Source organism: Motilibacter rhizosphaerae (genome assembly GCF_004216915.1).
Lineage (GTDB): Bacteria > Actinomycetota > Actinomycetes > Motilibacterales > Motilibacteraceae > Motilibacter > Motilibacter rhizosphaerae.
Genome location: NZ_SGXD01000003.1, coordinates 362,066 through 384,743, shown reverse-complemented (window position 1 = coordinate 384,743; position 22,678 = coordinate 362,066). Strand labels below are relative to the sequence as shown.

Sequence of the window (22,678 nt, the reverse complement as noted above, 5' to 3'; positions counted from 1 at the left end):
GTCGACCGGCCAGGACAGCCTGGTCAAGGGTAGTACGCACGCTTGCGCGCTCAGCCCTCGGGGGCGAGGGCCGCGCGCAGCAACCGGTCCCAGTCGCCGTCCGCCGGGTCGTACGCCGTGGTGCCGTCGGCGAGCCGGACGTACGGGCTCCCCTCGACGCCCAGCTCGGGCACGAGCGCCCAGTCCTCGCGCACGAGCTGCTCGCCCTCGCCGAGCCGCTCGCGCAGGGCCGCGGCGTCGAGGCCGTCCACGTCCTCGGCCAGGGCGAGCGGGTCGCCGCCGCCCGCGTCGCGCAGCCGGCGGTCCAGCTCCTCGGAGGCCGCGAGCGAGCCGATGCCGGGCAGCTGGGCCGCGCGGACGGCCGCGTGCTCGACGGGGACGTCGTCGGTGCTTGCGCCGTGCGCCCACACGAGCGGGAACGCCCTCAGCTCCACCGCGACGACGGTCTCGAGCCCGAGCTCCTCGCGAGTGCGCCGCATCGCCGCGAGCCCGCGGGTGGCGGCCGGGCAGCTCGGGTCGCTCCACACCTGGAGCGTCCCGGGCCGCGGGGCGGCGGCCTCGTGGAGCCCGGTCACGAGCTCGAGGTGGCGTCGGCGTACCGGAGCAGGGCGCCCACCCCGTCGGTGAGGTCGATGCGCCCCTTGGGGACGACCACCACCCCGGCGTCGGTCGCGACGGCGGCCGCGACGAGCGCGGCGTCCGCGCGGACGGCCTGACCGCCCTCCACGCCCATCGCGGCGAGGTCGGCCTCGCTCGTGGCGAGCTGCTCGGGGGAGGCGCCGACGTACAGCGTCGAGTCGTCGTCGAGGTCGGGGGTGACGAGCAGCGCGTCGACCTGCCCCTTCTGCAGCGCCTCGACGACCGCGGCGCGGCCGCTGAGCGCGGCGCCGTGCCCGGCGCCGGTCTGCTCGCGGAAGCGCGACACCGGGTCCTCGGACTGCCGGGTGACGTGCGCGGCGAGCACGCGGCCGAGCTCCTCGCGCACCGCCTCCTCGCTGCTGCCGGCGCCGCGGCCGCCGGACTCGAGCGGCACGTACGCCGCGCGCCCGCGCTGGCCGAGGGCGTCGGCGAGCTTCTCGCGGACCTGCGTGTCGCCCGTGACCGCGAGGATCTCGATCCCGGTCTCGGCGAGGATCCGGTCGAGCTCGGCGGCGACCTGGTCGGCGTTCTCCTCCCAGAGGTTCTCGGCCCGCTGCTGGTAGCGCTTCTGCGACCAGCCGCCGGCGTTCACCTTGCGGCCGTGGTGCGTGCCGCCCTGGACGGTCTCGTGCGCCTGCGTCTCGCCGAGCGGCCCGACGACGTCGATGTCGGCGCCCGTGCGGTCGAGGTGCACCAGGACGTACGGCGCGGTGCGGCCGAGCGCCACGACCAGCGGGGCGAGGTCGGGCAGCAGGGCCCAGGAGGCGCGCTCGGGCATCCGCAGCGGCAGCACGGACTCGAACAGCAGGCCGTCGGCGCCGCCGACGAGCACCGTGGTGGTCCCGCCCGGCACGCCGGTCGGGCGCAGTGCGCTCGGCTCCAACGCCTCGATGACGTCGCGCGGCGCACCGGCCTCCTCGAGGGCGGCGCGCTGGGCAGCCCAGCGCAGCTCCACCTCGTGGTCCCCGGTCTCGGTGGTGCGGGTGGAGTCGAGGTACACGGTGGCCAGCGGGCCGCGCTCGTCGTAGAGCGCGCGCAGGTGCGACAGGCGGGTCATGCGAGGTCCTCCGTTGCGGGGATGTCGTCGGCCGGGATGGTGTCCGGGACGTGCTCGACGGTGTCGGCCGGGGCGTCCGCCGTGATGCCGAGACCGTCGGTGAGGGTGAGGAAGGCGCGCGCGTACGGGCTGTGGTGCGTCTGCGCGCGCACGCGGTCCCAGTCGACCTGCTCGCGCAGCGCGCGCGAGACCGCGAGCAGCGGCGCCAGGTCGCAGTGGTGGGCGGAGAGGGCGAGCAGCTTGCCGATGAGGATGTCCGCCGCGTCGAGCACGGGCATGCGCACGCTGCCGACCTCGACCTCGTCGCAGCGCCCGAGCATCGCGTCGTCCACGGGCCGGCCGTTCATCTGGTGGATGAGGTCGACGAGCAGGTCGCCGTGGAAGACCTTGACCAGCCAGTCCTCCGCGCAGCGCTCGTGCCGCAGCCCGGCGTCGCCGAGCGCGTCCAGCGCCTTGGGCACGTCGCGCTCGCGCAGGAAGAAGTCCGTGTCGTGGACGCTCGGCGGCCCGCCGCGGGCGTAGACGGCGTAGCCGCCGGCGAGGGCGAAGGGGACCTGCGCCTTCTTGAGCGTCACCGCGACGAGCTTCGTCGTCTCGATGAGGTCGGGCTCGAGTGCGCTCATGCGCTGACCTGTACCCGGGCCCCCTGGGGGGACACATGCGTCGTGACCGGGACGAAACGGGCGGTCCGGCCGCGCATCCGGTACGCCGGTGCGGGGTACCGGCTCCGGCATGACCATCGAACGCGGCAGTGACAAGCACGGGCCCCGCACCGACGACGGGCTGGCCGGCGAGGTCGAGGGGCTCGTCCGCAGCGGGCACTCGACCCACGCGGAGGAGTGGAAGGACCCGGAGCCCTCGGGCGAGGACCAGCCGACGGCCGACCTCTCCGCGGAGGGGACGCTGACCGGCGGCACCCCTGCCGGCGTGGACGCGGGCGACGTCGAGGGGCGCAGCGAGCTCGCGTCGTACCTCGGCAAGGAGGTGTGGCCCGCGACGGCCGACGCCCTGCGCGAGGTGGCCGTCGAGCGCCAGGCGACCGACCGCGTCCTGCAGGAGATCGCGCGCCTGCCGCAGGACCGCGAGTACGCGAACGTGCAGGAGGTCTGGGAGGCGCTCGGCGGGGGCCGCGAGCAGCGCTTCTGACCGCGCCGCGGCCGCGCTCGCCCGGGATACTGGCGAGCGCGGTGGTTGCCCGGGGGTACAGACTGGGACGGACACCCGACGCTGCAGCAAGGAGAGCCGTGTCCACCGCCGCCGCCGCTCCGGTCGAGAGCGAGCCCGTCTCTTACGAGCACCGCCAGATCCTCGCCATCATCAGCGGGCTCATGCTCGGCATGTTCCTCGCGGCGCTGGACCAGACCATCGTCTCGGTCGCGATCCGCACGATCGCCGACGACCTCAAGGGCTTCGACATCCAGGCGTGGGCGACCACGGCGTACCTCATCACGTCGACCATCACGACGCCGCTCTACGGCAAGCTCTCGGACATGTACGGCCGCAAGCAGTTCTTCATGCTCGCGATCGGCATCTTCATCGTCGGTTCGGCGCTCTGCGGGCTCTCGCAGAACATGTACGAGCTGGCGGGCTTCCGCGCCCTGCAGGGCCTCGGCGCGGGCGGGCTCTTCTCGCTGGCGCTGGCCATCATCGGCGACATCGTGCCCCCGCGGGAGAGGGCCCGCTACCAGGGCTACTTCCTCGCGGTGTTCGGCACGTCGAGCGTCCTCGGCCCCGTGCTCGGCGGCTTCTTCGCCGGCACCGACAGCATCATCGGGATCACCGGATGGCGCTGGGTCTTCTGGGTCAACGTGCCGATCGGCCTCATCGCGATGGTCGTGGTCGCGCGGGTGCTGCACCTGACCCCGCACCGCAACGAGCACCGGATCGACTGGCCCGGGTCGCTCTCGCTCGTCGTCGCGCTCGTCCCGCTGCTGACCGTCGCCGAGCAGGGCCGCACGTGGGGCTGGGGCTCCGGCCGCTCGCTCGCCTGCTACGTCATCGGCGCCATCGGCCTGGTCGCGTTCCTCCTGGCGGAGCGGGCGTACGGCGACGAGGCGCTGCTGCCGCTGCGGCTGTTCAAGGGGCGGACGTTCGCGATCGCCAGCCTCAGCAGCACGATCGTCGGCATGGCGATGTTCGGCGGGCTGCTCGTCCTGCCGCTCTACCTGCAGGTGGTCAAGGGCTCCTCGCCGACCAAGGGCGGCCTGCAGACGCTGCCGCTCGTCCTCGGCATCATGATCGGCTCGGTCATCAGCGGCCAGCTCATCGCCCGGACCGGCCGCTACCGCATCTTCCCCATCATCGGCAGCACGCTCATGGTCGTCGCGCTGTTCCTCTTCAGCCGCGTCGGCGCCGACACCTCGCTGGTGCTCGTCATGATCGTCATGCTCATCATGGGCCTCGGCCTCGGCGGCAACATGCAGCCGGTCGTGACGGCCGTGCAGAACGCGTCGTCGCCGCGCGAGATCGGCGTCTCGACCGCCGCGGTGACGTTCTTCCGGCAGATGGGCGGCACGGCGGGCGCGGCCATCTTCCTCTCCGTGCTCTTCAGCACGATCGGCGGCCGGATCGGCGACCAGTTCACGAAGGCGCAGCGCACGCCGCAGTTCCAGGCCGCCGCGCAGGCCCACCCGGACCAGGCGAAGTCCCTGCAGGGCAGCGGGTCGGGCTCCTCGCTGGAGGACACGTCGTTCCTCAAGCACCTCGACCCGGCGCTGGCGCACCCGTTCCGCGCGGGCTTCGCGTCCTCGATGGACCTCATCTTCGTGCTGGCCGGGTTCGTCATGCTCGCCGGGCTCGTCGTCATCCTCTTCCTGCCCGACCTGCCGCTGCGCAGCCGCTCCGCGGCGCAGGCCCGTGCGGAGGAGGCCGTCCCCGCGACCTGACGCGCGTCGGGCGGCCGGTCCACGCGGTCGGCCGCCCGCGGCGTACGCGGTGGGGGCGCGGCGGCTGGTATCGTCTGCGTCGCCCGAGCCCCCGTAGCTCAGGGGATAGAGCATCGGCCTCCGGAGCCGTGTGCGCAGGTTCGAATCCTGCCGGGGGCACCTCTGCTGCCAGCACCCCCACTTGATCGGGGTCCCCGATCAATCGGGGCCCAGCCCGAGGGCATGTGCTGGACCTGAGCCCCACTTGCTCGGGATCAGCTCGCCCGCAGCCCACTGACGGCCACCTCGAGCTTGCGCCGGAGCAGCGCCGGCCGGCCGAGCTCCGCCCAGCTGATGCGGACGAAGCCGTAGCCGGCAAGCCGCAGGTCGTCCTCGCGCTCCTTCTCGCGGAGCAGGGCGCGGCGCCCCTCCTCCAGGGTGCCGTCGAGGTACTTGACCTTGCCTTCGAACTCGAACACCGTCCGCAGCGCGCGGCTGAGGAAGTCGACGCGCCAGGCGCGTCCGGAGGCCCCTTCGACCACGGCCTGGAGCTCCAGGTCGGGGATGCCGATGCTGCTCAGGTCGATGCGCGAGAGCGTCTCCCCGGGCGACTCCGCGCGGCCGTCGGCGAAGCGGACCACCCGCGCAGCACCAGGCGACCCGGGCCAGGTGCGGACGACCTCGAGGTACGCGCGGAGCTCCTCCTTGCCGACCGCGCCCGTGTTGAGGGCGGCGTCCGCCGCGACCAGGGCGTCGCGGAAGGGCAGCGCACGTCCGAGGTCGAGCACAGTGCGCGCCACGCTGGTCAGCGGCGGGTCAGCGACGAGGAGGGACCCCTCGGGAAGGGGCGACTGGTAGACGCGCAGCGCCGGGCCCGAGCGCTGCGTCCCCTCCGGCAGGGTGATCTCGACCGGTCCGGGCAGCTCCAGCAGGGGCAGGCCGTGGAGCAGCGCGGCCGAGCGGTGGCTGGCGACGCCGCCGGGTCCCAGCTTGAGCAGGTGGGCGAGCACCAGGGCGCGGTGCCGCTCGGCTGGAGTGCGCAGGCTGCGGTGCGCCTCCGCGTCCATGTACACGCCGTGCCGCAGCCGCACCCAGAGCCCGCGGCGCAGCCGGTGGCGCACCTCGTCCTGGCTGTAGCCGGCTCGCAGGGCGGCCGCACGGGTGAACGGGCGCGTCGTGTCGAGGAGCTGCAGGGCGTCGGGCACCGCCGCAGTGTCGGCGGGGCGCGCCCCCGCGTACCGCGTCCGCCACCTGCTTGTGGACGACTCGCCTGTCCGGCGTGGCTGTGGACGAGGTCGCGGCCTCGTGCCCGACGGTCTGCTCATGTCGAGCAGATGGGGCCCGTTCCCAGCGCATGTGCTGGACACGAGCCCCATCTGCTCTTCCCGGAGCCCCGTTCGATCGGGGGCCCCGATCAACTGGGGGTGCGGCCGCTGAGCGGCGACCGCCCGCGGGCTCAGCCCGCGTCGTCGAGCTTCAGCACCTCGTCCGGGCTCAGCGCCAGGTCGACGGCCTTCAAAGAGTCCTGGATCGTCTCCGGCCGGCTCGAGCCGGGGATCGGGATGACGACGGGGGACTTGGCCAGCTCCCAGGCCAGGCAGACCTGCTGCGGCGAGACGCCGTGCGCGTCGGCGACCTCCTTGAACGCGGCGAACTTCGAGCCGAGGTCGGCCGCCGAGGTGATGCCGCCGAGCGGGCTCCACGGCAGGAACGCGATGCCGAGCTCGTCGCAGAGCTCCAGCTCCGGCTCCGAGGAGCGGAACGACGGGGAGAACTGGTTCTGCACGGACACGAGCCGGCCGCCGAGGATCTCGTTCGCCTGCCGGATCTGGTCCAGGTTGGCGTTGGAGATGCCCGCCATGCGGATCTTGCCCGCGTCGAGCAGGTCGCGCAGGGCCTCGATCGGCTCGGCGTAGTCGACCTCGGGGTCGGGCCGGTGGTACTGGTACAGCCCGATCGCGTCCACCCCGAGCCGCTTGAGCGAGGCCTCGCACGCGGACTTGATGTAGTCGGCGTGCCCGTTGACCGTCCACGAGCCGTCGCCCGGGCGAAGGTGGCCGCCCTTCGTCGCCACGAGGACCGAGGACGAGTCCCCGCTCCAGCTCGCCAGGGCCTTCGCGATGAGCGACTCGTTGTGCCCGACCTCGTCAGCCCCGATGTGGTACGCGTCGGCCGTGTCGATGAGCGTCACGCCCGCATCGAGCGCGGCGTGGATGGTACGGATCGAGCGCTCCTCGTCGGGCCGGCCCTCGATGGACATCGGCATGCCGCCGAGGCCGATGGCCCCGACCTCGACGTCCCCGATACGGCGCTTCTGCATGTGCTGGTCCTTCCACTCGCAACGACTGTCCGAACGCCTGCTTCCCCGTCATGCCCTGTTCTAGCCTTGTCCCATGCCGCGACCCGCCCGGGTCCTCGTCGTCGACGACAGCGCCAGCGTCCGGGACCTCATCTCGCTCAACCTCTCGCTCGAGGGCTTCGAGGTCGTCACGGCCTGCAACGGGCGCGAGGCCCTGGACCGCGTGCACGACCTCGCCCCCGACATCGTCACGCTCGACGTCACGATGCCGGACATGGACGGCTTCGGCACGGCGGAGCGGCTGCGCCAGGACGAGCGCACCCGCGAGCTGCCGATCGTCATCGTCAGCGCGTGCGCGCAGGAGAGCGACTTCAAGCGGGCCGAGGAGATCGGCGTCGACGCGTACGTCACCAAGCCCTTCGACCCCGAGGACCTCGTCCGCATCGTGCTCGGGCTCACCGATGGCGGCGCAGAACGCGGCTGAGCGGGGGGTGCCCGCCCCGGTAGGCTCGTGCGGTGACTCCCGCTGAGCTTGCCGAGGCCATCCGCTCGGCCGTCGCCGCTGCCGCGGCGGCGGGCGAGATCGACGTCGAGCCCCCCGCGAGCGTGACGGTCGAGCGACCCCGGCAGAAGGCCCACGGCGACTACGCCACCAACGTCGCGCTGCAGCTGGCGAAGCAGGCGGGCAAACCCCCGCGCGCCGTCGCCGAGGTCGTCGCGACCCGGCTGCGGGAGGCCCCGGCCGTCGCCGGCGTCGAGATCGCCGGCCCCGGCTTCCTCAACATCACCCTCGCCGCGGCCGCCGCCGGTGCCGTGGCCGGCCGGGTCGTCGAGGCGGGGGAGGCGTACGGCCGCAACGACTCGCTCGCGGGCCAGCGCATCGACCTGGAGTTCGTCAGCGCCAACCCGACCGGTCCGCTGCACCTCGGCCACGTGCGCTGGGCGGCGGTCGGGGACTGCCTGGGCCGACTGCTGTCCGCCAGTGGCGCCACGGTGACGCGCGAGTTCTACATCAACGACCAGGGCGCGCAGATGGACAAGTTCGCCGCGTCCATCCGCGCCCGGGCGCTCGGGCAGGAGCCCCCCGAGGACGGCTACCAGGGCGCCTACGTCGCCGACCTGGCCAAGGCCGTGCTCACCGCCCGCCCGGACATCCTCGACCTGCCCGAGGGCGAGCAGCTCGCGGCCTTCCGGGAGGAGGGCTACCGCGCCCAGCTCGCCGAGCAGCAGGCGACCCTGGACAGCTTCCGCACGCACTTCGACGTGTGGTTCTCCGAGCGGACGCTGCACGCTGGTGGCGGCGTCGAGCGCGCGGTCGAGACGCTGCGCGCGCAGGGCCACATCGAGGACCGCGACGGCGCGGTGTGGCTGCGCACCACCGACTTCGGCGACGACAAGGACCGCGTGCTCATCCGCGCGGACGGGGTCCCGACGTACTTCGCGGCCGACGCGGCGTACTACCTCGACAAGCGCGCGCGGGGCTACGACACCAGCATCTACATGCTCGGCGCCGACCACCACGGCTACGTCGCGCGGCTCAAGGCCATCGCGGCCTGCGCAGGAGACGACCCCGAGCGGGCGATCGAGATCCTCATCGGCCAGTTCGTCAAGGTGGTGCAGGGCGGGGGTGAGCTGCGGCTGTCCAAGCGCGCCGGCAACGTCGTGACGCTCGAGGACGTCGTCGAGCTCGCGGGCGTCGACGCGATCCGCTACAGCCTGGCGCGCTCGTCCACCGACTCCACGCTCGTGCTCGACATCGACCTGCTCACCAAGCAGGCCAACGACAACCCCGTCTTCTACGTCCAGTACGCCCACGCGCGGATCGCCTCCGTCCTGCGCAACGCCGCCGAGCACGGCCTGCAGCGCGGGGAGTCCTACGACGCGGGCCTGCTCGACCACGAGCGGGAGAACGACCTCCTGCGCGCGCTCGCCGAGTTCCCGCGGGTCGTCGCGACCGCCGCCGAGCTGCGCGAGGTGCACCGCGTGGCGCGCTACCTCGAGGCGCTCGCCGGGACCTACCACCGCTTCTACGACGCCTGCCGCGTCCTGCCGATGGGCGACGAGGAGCCGGGCGAGCTCAACCGCGCCCGGCTGTGGCTGTGCGAGGCGACGCGGCAGGTGCTCGCGAACGGCCTGGCGCTGCTGGGCGTCTCGGCGCCGGAGCGGATGTAGCCGTGCGCGCCCACCCCGCCGGGGCCCTGCACGGCCAGGCCGGCCCGCTCGCCCCCGCGTGGCTCCAGGAGCCCCGCGACGTCAACGGCCTCGTGCCCGCGCTCTGGGCCCAGGGCGTCGAGCGCGGTGACGATGGTGCCCTGCGCGTCGCCGGCGCCGACGTCCGCGAGATCGCGGAGGCGCACGGCACCCCCGCGTACGTCATGGACGAGACGGACTTCCGCAGCCGTGCCAGGGCGTTCGCCGCCGCTTTCGCGCCCGCCGACGTCTTCTACGCGGGCAAGTCCTTCCTCTGCACGACCGTCGCCCGCTGGCTCGTCGAGGAGGGCCTCGGCATCGACGTCAGCACGGGCGGCGAGCTCGCGGTCGCGCTGGCCGCCGGTGTCCCCGGTGAGAAGCTCCTGCTGCACGGCAACAACAAGTCGGTCGCCGAGCTGCGCAGGGCCGTGGCCGCCGGTGTCGGGCGCATCGTCGTCGACTCGTTCGAGGAGATCGACCGGCTCGCCGAGGTCGCGCGCGAAGCCGGTGTGCAGCAGGCAGTCCTCGTGCGGGTGACCCTAGGGGTCGAGGCGCACACCCACGAGTTCATCGCCACGGCGCACGAGGACCAGAAGTTCGGCTTCTCCGTCTCCGCGGGGGACGCCGAGGAGGCGGTGCGCCGCGTCCTGGCCGCACCGGCGCTCGAGCTGCGCGGCCTGCACAGCCACATCGGCTCGCAGATCTTCGACACCTCCGGCTTCGAGATCGCCGCACGGCGCCTGCTCTCCCTGCACGCGAAGATCCAGCGCGACAACGGGATCGTGCTCCCCGAGGCCGACCTCGGCGGAGGGTTCGGCATCGCCTACACGACAGCCGACGACCCGTCGACCCCGCAGGAGCTGGCGAAGGGGCTGCGCGAGATCGTCGAGCGCGAGTGCGAGCAGCTCGACATCGCGGTCCCGCACCTCGCCGTCGAGCCGGGCCGCGCGATCGTCGGGCCCACGACGTTCACGCTCTACGAGGTGGGCACGGTCAAGCAGGTCGCGCTCGACGCCGGCGCCCGGCGCCAGTACGTCGCGGTCGACGGCGGCATGAGCGACAACATCCGCACCGCGCTCTACGACGCGAGCTACTCCGCGACGCTCGCCTCGCGCAGCTCCAGCGCCCCGCCGGCGCTCAGCCGCATCGTCGGCAAGCACTGCGAGAGCGGCGACGTCGTGGTCAAGGACGAGTTCCTGCCCGCCGACGTCCAAGCGGGGGACCTGCTGGCCGTGCCGGGCACCGGCGCGTACTGCCGGTCCATGGCGAGCAACTACAACGCGGTGCCCCGCCCGCCGGTCCTGGCCGTGCGCGACGGGCAGGTGCAGGTGCTGCTGCGCCGCGAGACCGACGACGACCTCTTGCGCCTCGACCCGGGGGCCGGACCGCAGGGAGCTGCATGATGGTGGAGCCCGCCAAGGAGCCGCTGCGCGTCGCCCTGCTGGGCTCGGGCGTGGTCGGCAGCTCCGTCGCCCGCCTGCTCGTGGAGAGCGCCGACGACCTCGCCGCCCGCGTCGGGCGTCCGCTCGAGATCGCCGGCATCGGCGTACGCCGTGAGCGCTCGCGCGCCGACGTGCCCGTCGACCCGGCGCTGTTCACGACCGACGCGATGGAGCTCGTGACCCGGCCGGGCATCGACCTCGTCGTCGAGGTCATCGGCGGCATCGAGCCGGCCCGCTCGCTCATCCTCGCCGCCATCAAGAACGGCGCGTCCGTCGTCACGGCCAACAAGGCCCTGCTCGCCGAGGACGGCGCCACGCTGTACGCCGCGGCGGAGGAGGCCGGGGTCGACCTCTACTACGAGGCGGCCGTCGCCGGCGCGATCCCGATCCTGCGCCCGCTGCGCGAGTCGCTCGTCGGCGACCGCGTGCAGCGCGTGCTCGGCATCGTCAACGGCACCACCAACTTCATCCTGTCGCGCATGACCGAGTCGGGGGCCGGCTTCGCCGAGGCGCTCGACGAGGCGACCGCGCTGGGCTACGCCGAAGCCGACCCCACCGCCGACGTCGAGGGCTTCGACGCCGCGGCCAAGGCGGCGATCCTCGCGAGCCTCGCCTTCCACACCCGCGTGCCGCTCGACGCCGTGCACCGCGAGGGCATCACCGAGGTGACCGCGGCCGACGTCGCGAGCGCCCGGGCGATGGGCCGCGTCGTCAAGCTGCTCGCCATCGCCGAGCTGGTCGACGGCGGGGTCAGCGTGCGCGTGCACCCGGCGATGATCCCGGCCACGCACCCGCTCGCGGGGGTCGGTGACGCCTTCAACGCGGTCTTCGTCCAGGCCGAGGCCGCGGGCGAGCTCATGTTCTACGGCCGGGGTGCCGGCGGCGACCCGACCGCGAGCGCGGTGCTGGGTGACCTGGTCGCCGCAGCGCGCAACCGCGCCGGGGAGTCGAGCGGGCCGGGGGAGTCGACGTACGCGTCGCTGCCCGTCCGCCCGATGGGCGACACGGTCACCCGCTACCACGTGAGCCTCGACGTCGACGACCGTCCGGGCGTGCTCGCGGCGGTCGCGCAGTCGTTCGCCGGGCACGGCGTGAGCATCCAGACCGTGCGCCAGGAGGGCCACGCGGACGACGCGGTGCTCGTCCTCGTGACGCACACGGCCCCCGACGCGGCCCTCGCCGCGACGGTGGAGGAGCTGCGGGCCCTCGAGATCGTCCGCGACGTCAGCAGCGTCATGCGGGTCGAGGGCGGCTGAGCCCCGGCTCCGGCCGAGGACGCGCTGCCCCGAGGGGCAGAGGGTGAGACGGGTGCGACCGGGACCTTGTGCCTGGTCAGGGGGCACGGCAGGGTGACCAGCACCACACCCGACCCAGGAGTCCGCATGCCCTCGTCCCGACGGTGGCTCGGCGCCGCGCTCGTCGCCGCCCTGCCCGTCCTCGCCCTGTCCGGGCCCGCCTCCCCGGCCTCCGCCGGCACCCCCGGCACCTGGACCAACGTGTCCGGCCTCAGTGGCGCGACGACCAACCCGAACATCTCGATCTCCGACCCGCCGGTGATCGCGCGGGTGGGCAGCGGGCTGCTCGCCCTGTGGCGGCAGAACGTGGACGGCTCCGCGGAGGTCTACCGCAGTGCCAGCCTCAGCGCCGCGGGCAAGGTCACGTCCCCCGCGGGTGACGCGCTGGCCGGCTGGGGCGGGCTCATCGGGCAGCCCGTGGTCCTCGCCCTCGGCGGCCAGACGGCGCTCGCGTTCTCGGGTCTGCCCCCGGTCGACGGCAGCGCCAATGCGGCGTGGAGCAGCGGGCGCGGCTTCCTCGCGACCAGCTCCGACGGCGGGCGCACGTTCACCCCGCAGCCGGGCGCGCTCACCTCGTCGACCTCGACCTACGCGGGCTACGGCTTCGACGCGATCCCGTACGCCGGCTCCGTCCTCACCGTGACGTCCGGCTCGGGGCTGGGACTCGGCGAGTACTACCAGACCGCCCTGCAGCCCGGCCCCGCCGAGTCCGCCATCGAGGTGCCGCAGGACCCGCAGATCACCATCCCCGGCGGCGATGGCTGCTGCAGCTACGACAGCGCGGTGGCGCAGGACACCGTCAACGGCTCGGTGTGGACGGCGTTCTACGCCAACGCCAGCGCATCCAGCCAGCAGGGCGTGTTCTACGCGCCGCTGCTCCCCACCGCCGGGACGCCGAAGCAGGCTCCCGGGACGCTCGTGAAGGGCGAGAGCAGCTCGCTCTCGCCCGACCGCCGCGTCGGCCTGGCCGCCCGGGTCGGCGGCGGGGTCTACCTCGCGTACACGACGGGGTACCCGACGGCGCACGCGATCCTCGTGCGCAACGTCGAGACCGGGAAGTCCCTGCGCATCCGCGCGGAGGACGCCGGCCAGGTCGGGATCTCCTCCACGCCGGACGGCCGGCTGTGGGTCAGCTGGACCGAGGGCAACGTGGCGTACGCCGCGCGCAGCAACCCCTCCGCCACGGCGTTCGGCGCGACCGTGAAGATCGGCGCACCGCCGTCCACCGACACGCTCTGGCGGCTCACCTCGGTCGCCGGCGTGGACGGCCGGCTCGACGTGCTGGCCACCGCGAGCACGCACACGAAGGCCGGGGACTCCCCGAACAACGTCTGGCACACGCAGGTCTACCCCGCGCTCACCGCCACCGTCGTCTCCGACAGCGCGAAGGCGGGCAAGGGCGGGTCGGTCTCCGTCCTCGTGACCGACGCCGGGACCCCGGTCAGCGGCGCGAAGGTCCGCCTCTCCGACGGGGTGACCGCAACGACCGGGAGCAAGGGCACGGTGTCGCTGAGCGTGCCGAAGTCCGCGAAGAAGGGCAGCCTCGGCGTCACCGCGACCAAGGCGCACTACGGCAGGGGCGTGACGAAGGCGAAGGTCTCCTAGCCCGTCCGCGCCCGGGTGGGCGCGCGGAGCCCCCTCCGCGCGTCCACCTCCCGGACGGCGGCACCCGGGCACCTCCCGTGCTCGGTACGCTGTCGCCCGGCCCGCGCGCATCCCGGTGGGTCCGTCCCCAGGCTCCCCGGAGGCACGCGTTGAGCCAGCGCAGCACGTGGCGCGGCATCGTCGAGGAGTACCGCGACCGGCTCCCGGTGCCCGAGGGCACGCCCGTCGTCACCCTCCACGAGGGCGCCACCCCGCTCGTCCCCGCGCTCGAGCTCTCCGCGCGGACCGACTGCGAGGTCTGGCTCAAGGTCGAGGGCGCCAACCCCACGGGCTCGTTCAAGGACCGGGGCATGACGGTCGCGATGAGCCTCGCCGTGGGCGACGGGGCGAAGGCCGTGATCTGCGCCTCGACCGGCAACACGAGCGCGAGCGCTGCCGCGTACGCCGCCCGGGCGGGCATCCGCAGCGCGGTCCTCGTGCCGCAGGGCAAGATCGCCGCCGGCAAGCTCGCGCAGGCCGTCGTGCACGGCGCGACCATTCTCCAGGTCACCGACGGCGGCTTCGACGAGTGCCTCGTGCTGGCCCGCGAGCTGTCCGCGCGCTACCCGGTCGCGCTCGTCAACAGCGTCAACCCCGCCCGGCTGCACGGGCAGAAGACGGCGGCGTTCGAGGTGGCCGAGGCGCTCGGCGACGCTCCGGACGTGCACTGCCTGCCCGTCGGCAACGCGGGCAACGTCTCGGCGTACTGGATGGGCTACCGCGAGGACCTCGCGGCGGGCAACACCACGCGCACCCCGCGGATGTGGGGCTTCCAGGCCGCCGGCGCTGCGCCCCTCGTCTCCGGCCAGCCCGTCCCGCACCCCGAGACCATCGCCAGCGCGATCCGCATCGGCAACCCCGCCTCCTGGGCGCTCGCCGTCGCCGCCCGCGACGAGTCCGGCGGCGTCGTCGAGGCCGTCACCGACGACGAGATCCTGCGCGCGCACGCGCTGCTCGCCGACCGCGAGGGCGTCTTCGTCGAGCCCGCGTCCGCGGCGGGCGTCGCGGGGCTGCTCGCGAAGGCCAGCCGCGGCGAGGTCGCGCCGGGCCAGCGCATCGTCTGCACCGTGACGGGGCACGGGCTCAAGGACCCGCAGTGGGCGATCCGCGACGGGGTCGAGCCCATCGCCGTGCCCGTCGACGCGACGGCCGCCGCGGCGGCGCTCGGCCTCGCCTAGCCCGTGCCCTCCGTCCGCGTCCCCGCCACGTCGGCGAACCTCGGCCCCGGCTTCGACGCCCTCGGCCTCGCCCTGGGCCTGCACGACGAGCTCGACGCCGAGGTCCTGCCCGGCACCCTCGAGGTCCACGTCACGGGTGAGGGCGCCGAGGACGTGCCGCGGGACTCCCGCCACCTCGTCGTGCGCGCGCTGGCGGCGGCGTTCAGTGCCGCCGGAGCCGAGCTGCCCGGCCTGCGGCTGACCTGCCGCAACCGGATCCCCCACGGGCGCGGGCTCGGCTCCTCGGCGGCCGCGGTCGTCGCCGGCGTGCTCCTCGGCCGGGAGCTGCTCGCCGAGCTCGGCCACGGCCCGCTCGACGACGCCGCCGCGCTCGAGCTCACGACCGCGCTCGAGGGCCACCCGGACAACGTCGCGCCCTGCCTGCTCGGCGGGTTCACCATCGCGTGGACCGACGAGCGCGCGCGTGCCGTGCGCCTCGACCCGCACCCCGCGGTGCGCGCCGTCGCCTACGTGCCCGAGCAGCCGGTCTCGACCGAGCACGCGCGCAGCCTGCTCCCCGCGGTCGTCCCGCACGCGGACGCGGCGTACAACGCCGGACGGGCCGCGCTGCTCGTCGAGGCGCTGACCCGCAGCCCGCACCTGCTGCTCGCGGCGACCGAGGACCGGCTGCACCAGGCGTACCGCGAGCCGGCGATGCCGGCGAGCGCCGCGCTCGTCGCGGCCCTGCGGAGCAGTGGTGCCGCCGCCGTCGTCTCCGGCGCCGGACCCACCGTGCTGGCGCTGCACGTCGACGGCGACCCCGAGCCGGGGGACGCCGCGGGCTTCCGACGGATGCCGCTCGACCTCGTGGCCGCAGGCGCGCAGGTCGGCTGAGCACCACCCCGCCGGTGGATCATCGCGAGATCTTCGCGGGTCGGGAAGCAACGGATGGGTGCTCGCGTTATAGTCGTCACGCACCGGTCGAGCTCTGGCCGACGGTGCCGTTCCGCTCCCTGCGCTCGACGGGCTCTGGGGGAGCTCTGGGGGAGCTCTGGCCCGCGAGCGCCACCTCTCTCCGAGAGCGTCCTGCGACGCGCGCCGGCTCCTGCCCCGCACGAGCGCAGCCAGCGGTACGAGATCCCGCCCGTCGCCATCCGGCGGCTGGCACCGCATCCCCCGCCCCAGCGGCGGGACCCGGCGCAGCGCCGGGACGCCGGACGACGTCGCACCCGCTCTCCGCGGGCACGTCCTCCGAGCTCCTCGAGGGAAGGACCCTTAGTTGAGCGACACCATCGACCTCCTCGAGACCGCGCCCGGCGCGGCCGGGGAGGACCGCGAGGCGGCTGCCCCCCGCACCCGTCGTCGCGGCGCCGGCCTCTCGGCGATGCTCCTGCCCGAGCTGCAGTCCCTGGCTGCCGAGCTCGGCATCAGCGGCACCGGCCGCATGCGCAAGGGGCAGCTGGTCGAGGCCATCCAGGCCAAGCAGGGCGGCGCCCCTGCTGCGGCGGCTCCGGCTGCTGCCGCGACCGCGGCGGCTCCGGCTGCTGCTGCGCCGACGGCGGCTCCCGCTGCCGCCCCGGCTCCCGAGCAGGCGGCCGAGGTCCCCGCCGCCCGCGAGGGACGCCCCGCCCGCAGCCGCGCCCGTCGCGGTGAGCAGCCGGCACTGCCCGGCACCGACGAGGGCGCGACGGCGCCGGCAGCGTCGACGCAGTCCGAGGCCGCCCCCAGCCAGCCGGCCGGCAGCGCGCCGGTGGCGAGCCAGTCCTCGGTCGCCGAGCCCGCCGCCGAGCAGGCCGCCCCCGCGGAGCCGGCGCGCGGCGAGCAGCAGGGCCGTACCGAGCAGGGCCGTACCGACCAGCAGGGCCGTAACGAGCAGGGCCGCAGCGACGAGCGCGGCGACGGCGAGGGCCGGCTCAGCCGGCGCGAGCGCTTCCTGCGCCGCCAGGAGGAGCGCGAGGCCCGCGAGGGCGGCGAGCGCACCGAGGGTGGCGAGCGGCAGGACCGCGGCGAGCGGCAGGACCGCGGCGAGCGCGGCGACCGGCAGGACCGCGGCGAGCGCGGCGACCGGCAGGACCGCGGGGACCGGCAGGACCGCGGCGACCGCCAGGACCGCGGCGAGCGGCAGGACCGTGGCGAGCGCGGGGACCGGCAGGACCGCGGCGACCGTACGGACCGGCAGGACCGCGGCGACCGTACGGACCGGCAGGGCTCCGACCGGCAGGGCTCCGGCCCGGACGACGACGACGAGTTCGACAGCCGCGGGCGTCGGCGGCGCGGGCGCTACCGCGACCGCCAGGGCCGGCGCACGCGCGGCCGCGACGGCGGGATGGTCGACGCGCCGGACATGGAGATCGGCGAGGACGACGTCCTCGTGCCGGTCGCGGGCGTGCTCGACATCCTCGACAACTACGCGTTCGTGCGCACGAGCGGCTACCTCCCGGGCCCGAACGACGTCTACGTCTCGCTCGCGCAGGTGCGCAAGCACGGCCTGCGCAAGGGCGACGCCATCACCGGGGCCGTCAAGCAGGCGCGCGACGGGGAGGCCCGGCGCGAGAAGTTCAACGCGCTGGTCCGCCTCGACACGGTCAACGGCACCGAGCCCGAGCAGGCCCGCAAGCGGGTGGAGTTCGGCAAGCTGACGCCGCTGTACCCGCAGGAGCGGCTGCGCCTCGAGACCGACGCCACGGCGCTCGCGCCGCGCGTCATCGACCTCGTCGCGCCGATCGGCAAGGGCCAGCGCGGGCTCATCGTCTCCCCGCCGAAGGCCGGCAAGACGATCATCCTGCAGGCCATCGCCAACGCGATCGCCACGAACAACCCCGAGGTCCACCTCATGGTCGTGCTCGTCGACGAGCGCCCCGAGGAGGTCACGGACATGCAGCGCTCGGTGAAGGGCGAGGTCATCGCCTCGACCTTCGACCGGCCGGCCGAGGACCACACGATGGTCGCCGAGCTCGCGATCGAGCGCGCGAAGCGGCTCGTCGAGCTGGGGCACGACGTGGTCGTGCTGCTGGACTCGATCACGCGACTGGGCCGTGCGTACAACCTCGCGGCGCCGGCCTCCGGCCGCATCCTCTCGGGTGGTGTCGACTCCGCGGCGCTCTACCCGCCGAAGAGGTTCTTCGGCGCCGCGCGCAACATCGAGCACGGCGGCTCGCTGACGATCCTCGCCACTGCGCTGGTCGAGACCGGCTCGCGCATGGACGAGGTGATCTTCGAGGAGTTCAAGGGCACCGGCAACATGGAGCTCAAGCTCGACCGCAAGCTGGCGGACAAGCGCATCTTCCCGGCGGTCGACGTCGACGCCTCGGGTACGCGCCGCGAGGAGATCCTCATGGGCCGCGACGAGCTCCAGGTCGTCTGGAAGCTGCGCCGGGTGCTCAGCGCGCTCGAGCAGCAGCAGGCGCTCGAGCTCGTCATCGGCAAGCTGCGGGACACCCGCTCCAACGCGGAGTTCCTGCTGCAGATCCAGAAGACGACGCCGGCCCCGCCCGGCAGCCCGGTCGCCGCGGTCGACTGACCCGCTCGGCCCCGCCTCGACCGAACGGGGGCACCCAGTGGCGCTCCGGCGCCCACTGGGTGCCCCCGTTCGGTGCTCCGCACGCACGCAAGTGGCACGGCGCGCAGCCGAGCACGAGCAGATGGGGCTGACCCCGAGCACATGTCGTGGGGACGAGCCCTCCTTGCTCGTGCTGGGGCCCCAGTTGATCGGGCAGCCCGATCAACTGGTGGCAGGGCGGGACCCGGGGCGCCGGGCGCCCCGTTCCCCGCGCCTGATCGAACGGGGGCACCCAGTGGCGCTCCGGCGCCTACTGGGTGCCCCCGTTCGGCGTCGAGGGCGGCGCGCACCAGGGCGTACCGGCCGGAATGCCAGGCAGGGCCCGGTGGTTCCACTGTCTGGCACACTGAGTGCACAGCGGTTCCGGTCCACGGCGATCTCCCTGCCGACCCGGCGACCACCCCGACGAAGGAGAGCCCCATGAAGGCCGAGATCCACCCGGACTACGCGGTGACCACGGTGACCTGCACCTGTGGCAACACGTTCCAGACGCGGTCGACCGCGAAGGGCGGCGTCATCAACGCCGACACGTGCAACGCGTGCCACCCGTTCTACACCGGCAAACAGCGCATCCTCGACACCGGCGGCCGCGTCGCCAAGTTCGAGCAGCGCTACGCGAAGCTCCAGGCCGCGAAGAAGAAGTAGCTGCCCTGACGGCGCCGGCCCCTCCTCGAGGGGTCGGCGCCGTTCTGCGTCTCCCAGCACCCCAAGCAGCACCCCACCAGCAGCACCGGAGCAGCGCATGAGCGGGCAGACCACCGGCACCGCGGCCCTCGACGTCCTCCTCGCCGAGCACGCCGACCTCGAGCAGCGGCTCGCCGACCCGGGCGTCCACGCCGACCAGGCCGAGGCCCGTCGGTTGGGGCGCCGCTACGCCGAGCTGAGCCCCGTCGTGGAGTGCGCCCGCCAGCTGCACGCGACCGAGGACGACCTCGCGACCGCGCGGGAGCTCAGCGCGGAGGACGCGGCGTTCGCCGCGGAGGTCCCCGAGCTCGAGGCCAGGCGCGAGGAGCTCGCCGACCGGCTGCGTACGCTGCTGCTCCCGCGCGACCCCGACGACGACCGCGACGCGATCCTCGAGATCAAGGCCGGCGAGGGCGGCGAGGAGTCGGCGCTGTTCGCGGGCGACCTGCTCCGCATGTACCTCCGCTACGCCGAGCGGCGCGGCTGGAAGGCCGAGGTCATCGACGCCGAGGAGAGCGACCTCGGCGGCTACAAGGACGTCAAGGTCGCGGTGAAGGCCCGCGGCGAGGTGACGCCGGGCGAGGGCGTCTGGGCCCGGCTGAAGTACGAGGCCGGCGTCCACCGCGTGCAGCGCGTCCCGGTCACCGAGTCGCAGGGCCGGATCCACACCTCGGCCGCGGGCGTGCTCGTGCTGCCGGAGGCCGAGGAGGTCGACGTCGCGGTCGACCCCAACGACCTGCGCATCGACGTCTACCGCAGCTCCGGGCCCGGCGGGCAGAGCGTCAACACGACCGACAGCGCCGTGCGCATCACGCACCTGCCGACCGGCGTGGTCGTCTCCTGCCAGAACGAGAAGAGCCAGCTGCAGAACAAGGAGTCGGCGATGCGCATCCTGCGCGCCCGACTGCTGGAGCGGGCCCGCCAGGAGGCCGACGCCCTGGCGAGCGCCGAGCGCAAGAGCCAGGTCCGCACGGTCGACCGCTCCGAGCGCATCCGGACCTACAACTTCCCGGAGAACCGCATCGCGGACCACCGCGTCGGCTTCAAGGCGCACAACCTCGACGCGGTGCTCGACGGCGACCTCGACGCGGTGCTGCAGGCCCTCATCGACGCCGACGACGCGGCCAAGCTGGCTGCCGCCGGCGGCTGAGCGTGACCGACGTGCGCACCGCCGTGCGCGAGGCCACGGCGGTGCTCGCGGCGGCCGGCGTCCCGTCGCCCGCGGTCGACGCCGCGGAGCTCGCCGCCCACCTGCTGGGCGTACGCCGAGGTGAGCTCGCGCTGCCGTCGGTCGCCGAGCGGCCGGTGCCCGACGCGTACGCCGGGCTGGTGGAGCAGCGCGCGGCCCGCGTGCCGCTCCAGCACCTCACGGGCGTCGCGTGGTTCCGGCACCTCGAGCTGCACGTCGGTCCGGGCGTCTTCGTCCCGCGCCCGGAGACCGAGGTCGTGGCGCAGGTCGCGGTCGACGCGGCGCGCGTCCTGCCCTCACCCGTCGTCGTCGACCTCGGCACGGGGTCGGGGGCCATCGCGCTGAGCGTGCTCGACGAGGTGCCGCACGCCCGCGTCCACGCCGTCGAGGCGGACCCGCTCGCGCACGCGTGGGCGGCGCGCAACGCCGCAGGGACCGCGCTCGACCTGCGGCTCGGCGACTTCGCCGACGCCTTCGCGGACCTCGACGGCACGGTCGACGTCGTGGTGAGCAACCCGCCGTACATCCCGCCGGACGCCGTGCCGGTCGACCCCGAGGTCCGCGACCACGACCCGGAGCTCGCGCTCTACGGCGGGGGCGAGGACGGGCTGGCCGCGCTGCGCGTCGTGGCGCGTACCGCGCAGCGCCTGCTCGTCCCCGGCGGGCTCTTCGTCGCGGAGCACGCCGACACGCAGGGGGAGTCGGCGGTCGCCGCGCTGCGCGGCGCGGGAGGATGGGTCCGGGTCGCCGCGCACCGCGACCTCGCCGACCGTCCGCGCTTCGTCACGGCCCGCCGTGCCGGAGCGCACTCCGAGGAGGACTCCCCGTGACCCGCCTGTTCGACCTCGCCGACCCGGCCGAGCGCGCCGAGGGCATGGAGGCCGCCACCCGTGCCGTACGCCGCGGCGAGCTGGTCGTCATGCCGACCGACACCGTCTACGGCCTGGGCTGCGACGCCTTCGACGCCGAGGCCGTCGGCCGGCTGCTCGAGGCGAAGGAGCGCGGGCGCGACTTCCCCGTGCCGGTGCTCGTGGGCAGCGTGCGCGCGCTCGACGGGATCGCCTTCGGGCTGACCCCGCAGGCGCGCGAGCTCGTCACCGCGTTCTGGCCGGGCGCGCTGACGCTCGTCTGCACGGCGCAGCCCTCGCTGCAGTGGAACCTCGGCGACACCGGCGGCACGGTCGGGGTCCGCATGCCGCTGCACCCCGCGGCCCTGGAGCTGCTCCAGGAGACGGGGCCGATGGGCGTGAGCAGCGCCAACCGGCACGGCCTCCCGCCGGCGACGACGGTGGAGGAGGCGCTCGGCATGCTCGGGCCGGCCGTGGCGGTCTACCTCGACGGCGGCGCGACGGAGGACAGCGTCCCCTCGACGATCGTCGACGTCACCGGCGCCGTGCCGAAGGTGCTCCGGCAGGGCGCGCTCGACCTGGCGCTGCTGCGCGAGGTCGTGCCGGACCTCGAGCCTGCCGCCTAGCCGCCCGCGTGCGCTCCTACCTGCTCACCGCCCTCGTCGCGGCGACAGTCACCTACCTGCTCGTCCCGCTGGTCCGCCGCGCTGCGGTCGCCGCCGGGGCGATGACGCCGGTGCGGGAGCGCGACGTGCACAGCGAGCCGGTCCCGCGCGGAGGTGGGCTGGCCATGCTCGGCGGTCTCGCCGTGGCGCTGCTGGTGGCGAGCCGGCTGCCGCTGGTCGACGAGGTCTTCCGCGACACCTCCGATCCTGAGGCCCTGCTCTCGGGCGCGACCCTCATCACGCTGCTCGGCCTCGCTGACGACAAGTGGGGCCTCGACCCGCTGACCAAGCTGGCGGGGCAGTGCGTCGCGGCCGGCGTCATGGTGCTGCAGGGCGTCCAGCTGCTCTGGCTCCCGCTGCCGGGGGAGACCTACGTGCTCACGCCGGTCGAGGGCACGGTGCTCACGGTGCTCGTCGTCGTCGTCATGATCAACGCGGTCAACTTCGTGGACGGCCTCGACGGGCTGGCGGCCGGGATCATGATGATCGCGGCGGGCGCGTTCTTCGTGGCGTCGTACCAGCTCTCGGTGGACGCCGGTGTGCCGCGCGCCGCCACGCCCACCCTCGCCACGGCCGCGCTGGTCGGGATGTGCGCGGGCTTCCTGCCGCACAACTTCCACCCGGCGAAGGTCTTCATGGGCGACACCGGCGCGATGCTGCTCGGCCTGCTGTTCGCCGCGGCCGTCGTCAGCCTCACCGGGCAGGTGGAGCCGCGCGACTTCAGCGCCCACCTGCTGGGGCCCGCCGTCCTGCCGCTCGCGCTGCCCGTCGTCGTCGTGCTGGTGCCCCTGCTCGACCTCGGCATGGCGGTCGTGCGCCGCACCTGGGCCGGCAGCTCGCCCTTCGCGGCGGACAAGCGCCACCTGCACCACCGGCTGCTCGAGATCGGCCACTCGCACCGGCGCGCGGTGCTCATCATGTACGCCTGGTCGGCCCTCGTCGCCTTCGCGGTCGTGCTGCTGCCGCGCACGCCCGGCGTCTGGCCGAAGGCCGCGCTCGCGGGGGCCGTCGTCGTCGCGCTGGTGCTGACGCTCGGCGTCGACCGGGGCCGCTGGGTGAGACGCGAGCCGGGCGGCCGGAGTTCCCGCGGGACCCGTGCGTGATCTCACTTAGGGCCGTGCGCTGAGCGTGAGGAGGGGCTCCCTC

General features: G+C 74.4%; 20 protein-coding genes and 1 tRNA gene. 16 read left to right on the top strand and 5 right to left on the bottom strand.

Features of this window, described 5'->3' with window-relative positions:
- Window positions 1-50 precede the first annotated feature (50 nt).
- Genes EV189_RS12580 through EV189_RS12570 form a run of 3 tightly spaced genes read right to left on the bottom strand, consistent with a single transcriptional unit; the run spans window position 51 to window position 2,319 of the window.
- Window positions 51-575 carry a hypothetical protein gene (locus tag EV189_RS12580; protein WP_130493301.1) on the bottom strand — a complete coding sequence of 175 codons (525 nt, stop codon included), beginning with the start codon at window positions 573-575 and terminating at the stop codon, window positions 51-53.
- Complete coding sequence (locus EV189_RS12575) at window positions 572-1,696, bottom strand: baeRF2 domain-containing protein (RefSeq protein ID WP_130493300.1); 1,125 nt, start codon at window positions 1,694-1,696, stop codon at window positions 572-574. The genes EV189_RS12580 and EV189_RS12575 overlap by 4 nt, the downstream gene beginning before the upstream one ends.
- Window positions 1,693-2,319: a nucleotidyltransferase gene (locus EV189_RS12570; RefSeq protein ID WP_196788570.1), complete on the bottom strand. Its 627-nt coding sequence runs from the start codon at window positions 2,317-2,319 to the stop codon at window positions 1,693-1,695. Before EV189_RS12570 ends, EV189_RS12575 begins: the two co-directional genes overlap by 4 nt.
- A gap of 109 nt (window positions 2,320-2,428) precedes the next feature.
- Here EV189_RS12570 and EV189_RS12565 point away from each other — a divergent pair, with 109 nt between their 5' ends.
- From EV189_RS12565 to EV189_RS12555, 3 genes are all read left to right on the top strand, one after another.
- A complete protein-coding gene (locus EV189_RS12565) occupies window positions 2,429-2,842 on the top strand; it encodes a DUF2795 domain-containing protein (protein WP_130493299.1) in 414 nt (137 codons plus the stop codon).
- Between the two features lie 98 nt (window positions 2,843-2,940).
- Complete coding sequence (locus EV189_RS12560; RefSeq protein ID WP_231116343.1) at window positions 2,941-4,581, top strand: MDR family MFS transporter; 1,641 nt, start codon at window positions 2,941-2,943, stop codon at window positions 4,579-4,581.
- An 87-nt stretch (window positions 4,582-4,668) separates the two neighbouring features.
- Window positions 4,669-4,740 (top strand) — tRNA-Arg (locus EV189_RS12555).
- 95 nt (window positions 4,741-4,835) lie between these two features.
- Here the strand turns inward: EV189_RS12555 and EV189_RS12550 are convergent.
- Both EV189_RS12550 and EV189_RS12545 read right to left on the bottom strand, forming a co-directional pair.
- Window positions 4,836-5,765 (bottom strand): type IV toxin-antitoxin system AbiEi family antitoxin domain-containing protein, encoded by a 930-nt coding sequence (locus EV189_RS12550; RefSeq protein WP_130493297.1) that lies wholly within the window; start codon window positions 5,763-5,765, stop codon window positions 4,836-4,838.
- A 251-nt stretch (window positions 5,766-6,016) separates the two neighbouring features.
- Window positions 6,017-6,880: an aldo/keto reductase gene (locus tag EV189_RS12545; RefSeq protein ID WP_130493296.1), complete on the bottom strand. Its 864-nt coding sequence runs from the start codon at window positions 6,878-6,880 to the stop codon at window positions 6,017-6,019.
- A gap of 73 nt (window positions 6,881-6,953) precedes the next feature.
- Between EV189_RS12545 and EV189_RS12540 the strand changes: the two genes are divergently transcribed.
- The 13 genes from EV189_RS12540 to EV189_RS12480 all read left to right on the top strand — a co-directional run bounded on the left by EV189_RS12540 (window position 6,954) and on the right by EV189_RS12480 (window position 22,635).
- On the top strand, window positions 6,954-7,343 hold the full coding sequence (locus EV189_RS12540) for a response regulator (RefSeq protein WP_130493295.1): 390 nt from the start codon (window positions 6,954-6,956) through the stop codon (window positions 7,341-7,343).
- A gap of 32 nt (window positions 7,344-7,375) precedes the next feature.
- Window positions 7,376-9,031, top strand: a complete 1,656-nt coding sequence (gene argS, locus EV189_RS12535) for an arginine--tRNA ligase (RefSeq protein WP_130493294.1) — start codon at window positions 7,376-7,378, stop codon at window positions 9,029-9,031.
- Window positions 9,032-9,033: 2 nt separating this feature from the next.
- On the top strand, window positions 9,034-10,452 hold the full coding sequence (gene lysA / locus EV189_RS12530; protein WP_130493293.1) for a diaminopimelate decarboxylase: 1,419 nt from the start codon (window positions 9,034-9,036) through the stop codon (window positions 10,450-10,452).
- Window positions 10,449-11,747, top strand: a complete 1,299-nt coding sequence (locus EV189_RS12525; RefSeq protein ID WP_231116342.1) for a homoserine dehydrogenase — start codon at window positions 10,449-10,451, stop codon at window positions 11,745-11,747. The genes lysA and EV189_RS12525 overlap by 4 nt, the downstream gene beginning before the upstream one ends.
- 126 nt (window positions 11,748-11,873) lie before the next feature.
- Window positions 11,874-13,391 (top strand): hypothetical protein, encoded by a 1,518-nt coding sequence (locus EV189_RS12520; RefSeq protein ID WP_130493292.1) that lies wholly within the window; start codon window positions 11,874-11,876, stop codon window positions 13,389-13,391.
- A 149-nt stretch (window positions 13,392-13,540) separates the two neighbouring features.
- Entirely contained in the window at window positions 13,541-14,608 is a 1,068-nt protein-coding gene (gene thrC / locus EV189_RS12515) for a threonine synthase (protein WP_130493291.1), read from the top strand.
- A 3-nt stretch (window positions 14,609-14,611) separates the two neighbouring features.
- On the top strand, window positions 14,612-15,481 hold the full coding sequence (gene thrB, locus EV189_RS12510) for a homoserine kinase (protein ID WP_130493290.1): 870 nt from the start codon (window positions 14,612-14,614) through the stop codon (window positions 15,479-15,481).
- 385 nt (window positions 15,482-15,866) lie between these two features.
- A complete protein-coding gene (gene rho, locus EV189_RS12505; protein ID WP_130493289.1) occupies window positions 15,867-18,107 on the top strand; it encodes a transcription termination factor Rho in 2,241 nt (746 codons plus the stop codon).
- Window positions 18,108-18,566: 459 nt separating this feature from the next.
- The gene (gene rpmE, locus EV189_RS12500; protein WP_130493288.1) at window positions 18,567-18,791 is read left to right on the top strand and encodes a 50S ribosomal protein L31; all 225 of its coding nucleotides are present in this window, start codon (window positions 18,567-18,569) and stop codon (window positions 18,789-18,791) included.
- Between the two features lie 97 nt (window positions 18,792-18,888).
- Window positions 18,889-19,980 carry a peptide chain release factor 1 gene (gene prfA, locus EV189_RS12495; protein WP_130493287.1) on the top strand — a complete coding sequence of 364 codons (1,092 nt, stop codon included), beginning with the start codon at window positions 18,889-18,891 and terminating at the stop codon, window positions 19,978-19,980.
- Between the two features lie 2 nt (window positions 19,981-19,982).
- Entirely contained in the window at window positions 19,983-20,849 is an 867-nt protein-coding gene (gene prmC / locus EV189_RS12490) for a peptide chain release factor N(5)-glutamine methyltransferase (RefSeq protein ID WP_130493286.1), read from the top strand.
- Window positions 20,846-21,493: an L-threonylcarbamoyladenylate synthase gene (locus EV189_RS12485; RefSeq protein ID WP_196788569.1), complete on the top strand. Its 648-nt coding sequence runs from the start codon at window positions 20,846-20,848 to the stop codon at window positions 21,491-21,493. Before prmC ends, EV189_RS12485 begins: the two co-directional genes overlap by 4 nt.
- Before the next feature lie 8 nt (window positions 21,494-21,501).
- Window positions 21,502-22,635 (top strand): glycosyltransferase family 4 protein, encoded by a 1,134-nt coding sequence (locus EV189_RS12480; protein WP_130493284.1) that lies wholly within the window; start codon window positions 21,502-21,504, stop codon window positions 22,633-22,635.
- The last annotated feature ends 43 nt before the right edge of the window (window positions 22,636-22,678 follow it).